The sequence below is a fragment of the Actinocorallia lasiicapitis genome, from assembly GCF_054778695.1.
In genome coordinates, this window is sequence record NZ_BAAGZI010000413.1 from 1 (window position 1) to 4,884 (window position 4,884).

Sequence of the window (4,884 nt, forward strand, 5' to 3'; positions counted from 1 at the left end):
CGGGTCGGCGGGCGTGACCAGGGCGTCCAGCTCGCGTTCGACCAGCCCGGTGTCGAGCTCGCCCGCCAGCACCCGCGGATGGGCGAGGAGCGCCCGCAGGAACGGGACGTTGGTGGTGATGCCGAGGACGACCAGCTCGGCCAGGGCCCGGTCGAGGGCGCGCAGCGCGCTCTCCCGGTCGTCGCCCTTGGCGATCAGCTTGGCGATCATCGGGTCGTAGCGGCTGCCGACGACCAGGCCCGCGCCGCCCGCCGCGTCGAGCCTGCCGAGCGGGGCGCGCAGTTCGAGGATCCGGCCGCCGGTCGGCAGGAAGCCGCGCGCCGGGTCCTCGGCGTAGATCCGTGCCTCGATGGAGTGCCCGGTCAGGACCACCTCGTCCTGGGTGAAGCCCAGCGGCAGCCCGGCCGCCACCCGGAGCTGGAGGGCGACGAGATCGCGCCCGGTCACCTCCTCGGTGACGGGGTGCTCGACCTGGAGCCGGGTGTTCATCTCCATGAAGTAGAAGTCGTCGGGCCGGTCGGCCGAGACGATGTACTCCACGGTGCCCGCGCCGACATAGCCGACGGCCTCGGCGGCGGCCACGGCGCTCGCGCCCATCCGCGCCCGCTGCCCGGGGGTGAGCAGCGGTGAGGGCGCCTCCTCGATGATCTTCTGATGGCGGCGCTGGAGGCTGCACTCCCGCTCGCCGAGATGCACGGTGTGGCCGTGGGCGTCCGCGAACACCTGGATCTCGATGTGCCGCGGGTTGTCGACGAACCGCTCGACCAGCAGGGTGTCGTCGCCGAACGACGAGGCGGCCTCGCGCCGCGCCGACTCCAGCGCCCCGAGCAGCTCGGATTCGGCCCTGACCAGCCGCATCCCCTTGCCGCCGCCGCCCGCGGACGGCTTCACCAGCACCGGGAACCCGATCTCCCGCGCGGCTTCGGCCAGTTCGGCGTCCGACAGGCCCCGCTCGTTGCGGCCCGGCACCACCGGCACCCCGGCCGCCGCGACGGTCGCCTTGGCGCGGATCTTGTCGCCCATCGCGTCGATCGCGGCCGCGGGCGGCCCGATGAACACGAGGCCCGCGTCCGCGCACGCCCGCGCGAACTCCGCGTTCTCGGCCAGGAACCCGTACCCGGGGTGGACGGCCTGCGCGCCCGTCCTGCGGCACGCCTCGATGATCGCGGCCCCGTCCAGATAGGACGGGATCAGCACGGCCTCGTCGGCGTCCGCGACATGCGGGCTGCCCGCGTCGTCGGACGTGTGGACGGCCACCGAGCGGATGCCGAGGCCGGCCAGGGTCGCGCCGACCCGGCGGGCGATCTCGCCCCGGTTGGCGATGAGAACGGTAGAGAACATTCCACTCACATCCGGAAGACGCCGTAGCCGACGTCGTCGAGCGGCGCGTTGGCCGCGGCGGACAGGGCGAGGCCCAGGACACGTCGGGTGTCGACGGGGTCGATGACCCCGTCGTCCCAGATCCGGGCGGTCGAGTAGTAGGGGTTGCCCTGCCGCTCGTACTGCTCGCGGATGGCGTCGCTGTCGGCGTCGCCGACGGTCGTCAGCACGGACGCGGCCTGCTCGCCGCCCATCACCGAGATCCGCGCGTTCGGCCACATCCACAGGAACCGGGGCGAGTAGGCCCGGCCGCACATCGCGTAGTTGCCGGCCCCGTACGAGCCGCCGATGACGACGGTGAACTTCGGCACCCGGGCGCAGGAGACCGCGGTGACCATCTTCGCGCCGTGCTTGGCGATGCCGCCCGCCTCGTAATCGCGGCCGACCATGAACCCCGAGATGTTCTGCAGGAACACCAGCGGGATCGAGCGCCGGTCGCACAGCTCGATGAAGTGGGCGCCCTTCATCGCCGACTCGGCGAACAGGATGCCGTTGTTGGCGACGATCCCGACCGGATGGCCGTACAGCCGAGCGAACCCGGTGACGAGGGTGGCGCCGTACTCCTTCTTGAACTCGGTGAACTCGCTGCCGTCGACCAGCCGGGCGATGACCTCGCGCACGTCGTAGGGGGTGCGGGAGTCCGGCGGGACGATGCCGTACAGCTCGTCGGCGGCGTACAGCGGCTCGCGCGCCGGGACGGTGTCCCAGGGGGCGGCGGTGCGCGGGCCGAGCGTCGCGACGATCTCGCGGACGATCCGGAGCGCGTCCAGGTCGTCCTCGGCCAGGTGGTCGGTCACCCCGGAGACCCGCGCGTGCAGTTCGCCGCCGCCCAGGTCCTCGGCCGAGACGACCTCGCCGGTGGCGGCCTTCACCAGCGGCGGCCCGCCCAGGAAGATCGTGCCCTGGTTCCGGACGATGACGTTCTCGTCGCTCATCGCCGGAACGTAGGCGCCGCCCGCGGTGCACGACCCCATGACGGCCGCGATCTGCGCGATGCCCCGCGCCGACATCGTGGCCTGGTTGTAGAAGATCCGGCCGAAGTGCTCCCGGTCGGGGAACACCTCGTCCTGCATCGGCAGGAACGCGCCGCCCGAGTCGACGAGCATGACGGCGGGCAGCCGGTTGTCCAGCGCCACCTCCTGCGCCCGCAGATGCTTCTTGACCGTCAGCGGGAAGTAGGTGCCGCCCTTGACGGTGGCGTCGTTGGCGATCACCACGATCTCCCGGCCGGACACCCGGCCGATCCCGGTGATCATGCTCGCGCCGGGCGCGGCGTCCCCGTAGAGGCCGCCCGCGGCCAGCGGGGACAGTTCGAGGAACGGCGAACCGGGGTCCAGGAGCCGGTCGACCCGCTCGCGCGGCAGCAGCTTGCCGCGCGCCACGTGCTTGTCGCGGGCCCGTTCGGGGCCCCCGAGCGCGGCCTTGTCCAGCCGATCGCGCAGCTCGTCCGCGAGCTCGCGGTTGGCCTCGGCGTTCCGTTTGAAGGACTCGCCCGCCGTATCGGCGCGTGTACCCAGCACCCCCACCGTGCAGCCTCCAGGGAAGTCGTCCAACCGAAGTTAATGAGCGCTAACAATGCAGATGTTAATCATCATTAACCGAATCGTCTACACTCGGCCCATGGGGACACCTACCCAGGACCGGCGCGCCCAGATCTTGATCGCCGCCGCGGACCTGTTCGCGCGCCGCGGCTACCACGGCGTGTCCATCGGGGAGCTGGGTGCCGCCGTCGGGCTCACCGGACCGGCCCTCTACCGGCACTTCAAGGGCAAGGACGACCTGCTCGCCGCGATCCTGCTGGACATCTCGGCCCGCCTCCACGACGAGGGGGTCCGCCGCGCCACCACGGCAGCCGAACCCCTGGACGCCCTGCTGGACTGGCATATCGCCTTCGCCCTGGGCAATCCCTCCCTGATCACCGTGCACGAACGGGAGCTGGACAACGTCCCTGCCGGGCAGCGCCGCGAGATCCGCCGGCTCCAGCGCGCCTACCTGGAGGAGTGGGTGCGGGTCGTCCAGGCCGTCAACCCCCGGCCTGAGGACCACACCCGGGCCGCCGTCCACGCCGTCTTCGGGCTGCTGAACTCCACCCCGCACAGCGCCGTCACCCTCGACCCCGCCGCGATGGCGCCGCTGCTGCGCGGAATGGCGAAGGCCGCCCTGCTCAGCCACGGGGTGGAAGGGCCGGGTGCGTAGCCGCCGAAAACGGGGGAATGCTGGTCACCATGAGTGATCGGAAGTACGACCGGGAGATGGCCGACGACGGCAAGCCGACCCGTCGCGACTGGAACGACAACGACGGCGACTACTTCGACGGCGGGCAGATCGACCCCTCGATGTCGCTGCAGACCGACGATCTGCTCGCCGACGAGCTCGACGAGGGCGTCACCCCGCCCCTGCACTGGTCCACCGGCGAGGGCTGGGGCACCACGGCGAACGAGCAGCGCGAAGGCGAGCCGCTCGACCTTCAGCTCTGGGAGGAGGAGCCCGACCCCGTCCTCAAGGAGATCGGTGACGTGGAGTCACGGGATCCCCTCACCCGTGATGATGACGTAAGGGAATGAAAAGGATCGTCGCGGGGTGACGGCGGGCGCCTCGGGCTATCGTGGGGCCCATGGCCGCCCCCCTGGAGCCCGGCGACCCCCGGAGGCTCGGAGAGTACGACCTGGTCCGCCGCCTCGGCGAGGGCGGACAAGGCATTGTTTACCTGGGCATCGGGCCCGGTGGTGTGAAGGTCGCCATCAAGGCGCTCAAGGGTTACACCGATCCCGCCACCCAGCGCAGGCTCGAACGCGAATTCGAGGCCGTCAAACGGGTCAACCCGTTCTGCACGGCCCAGGTGATCGCGTTCACCGAGTCCTACATCGTCAGCGAGTACGTCGACGGGCCGTCCCTCCAGGAGCGGGTGCAGCGCAGCGGCCCCCTCCAGGGCGGCGAGCTGGTCAGGCTCGCCGTCGGCACGGCCTCGGCGCTGGCCGCGATCCATGACGCGGGCGTGATCCACCGGGACTTCAAACCGGCCAACGTGCTGCTCGGCCCGGACGGCCCGCGCGTCGTCGACTTCGGGATCGCCCGGCCGATCGACGCGGGCACCTCGACCGTCACCTTCGGCACGCCCGGCTATGTGCCGCCGGAGCTGCTGCGCGGCGAGCCCATCTCGGCCAGGTCCGATCTGTTCGGCTGGGCCGCGACGATCGTGTTCGCCGCCACCGGAGGCCATCCGTTCAGCGCCGAGACCGTCGCCATGATCTACCAGCGGATCCTCACCCACGAGCCGGATCTGAGCGGGATAGCCCCCGATCTCCAGGCCCAGCTCCGGGCCTGTCTGGACAAGGATCCGGGCCGCCGTCCCGACGCCCACGATCTGGTGTCGGCCCTGATCTCCCCGGCGCGGAACGCCGCCCAGCCGCCCACGCCCGTGCAGCCGGTGCCGCCCGTCCCGGTCGCGCCGACTCCGCAGCAGCCCTACCCGCTGCCCCAGCCGACCCAGCCCGGGGTCACCCC

At 71.7% G+C, this 4,884-nt stretch carries 5 protein-coding genes; 3 read left to right on the top strand and 2 right to left on the bottom strand.

Going from position 1 to position 4,884, the window contains the following annotated elements:
* Positions 1 to 1,341: acetyl-CoA carboxylase biotin carboxylase subunit (locus ACYVE7_RS28990; RefSeq protein ID WP_460369050.1), on the bottom strand; the 1,341-nt coding region annotated here is incomplete at its 3' end.
* Between the two features lie 5 nt (positions 1,342 to 1,346).
* Positions 1,347 to 2,900: a carboxyl transferase domain-containing protein gene (locus ACYVE7_RS28995; RefSeq protein WP_460369051.1), complete on the bottom strand. Its 1,554-nt coding sequence runs from the start codon at positions 2,898 to 2,900 to the stop codon at positions 1,347 to 1,349.
* A 100-nt stretch (positions 2,901 to 3,000) separates the two neighbouring features.
* On the opposite strand from ACYVE7_RS28995, the gene ACYVE7_RS29000 reads away from it, so the two are divergent.
* The 3 genes from ACYVE7_RS29000 to ACYVE7_RS29010 form a co-directional block, all read left to right on the top strand.
* Positions 3,001 to 3,576, top strand: coding sequence for a TetR/AcrR family transcriptional regulator (locus ACYVE7_RS29000; protein ID WP_460369053.1), 576 nt, complete (start codon positions 3,001 to 3,003; stop codon positions 3,574 to 3,576).
* Positions 3,577 to 3,605: 29 nt separating this feature from the next.
* Complete coding sequence (locus ACYVE7_RS29005) at positions 3,606 to 3,944, top strand: hypothetical protein (protein WP_460369054.1); 339 nt, start codon at positions 3,606 to 3,608, stop codon at positions 3,942 to 3,944.
* A 50-nt stretch (positions 3,945 to 3,994) separates the two neighbouring features.
* Positions 3,995 to 4,884: serine/threonine-protein kinase (locus ACYVE7_RS29010; RefSeq protein WP_460369056.1), on the top strand; the 890-nt coding region annotated here is incomplete at its 3' end.

Excerpts from the sequence above, each read along its gene's own strand:
- ACYVE7_RS29005 (WP_460369054.1), top strand. The coding sequence starts at position 3,606 with ATGAGTGATCGGAAGTACGACCGGGAGATGGCCGACGACGGCAAGCCG.
- ACYVE7_RS29000 (WP_460369053.1), top strand. The coding sequence starts at position 3,001 with ATGGGGACACCTACCCAGGACCGGCGCGCCCAGATCTTGATCGCCGCC.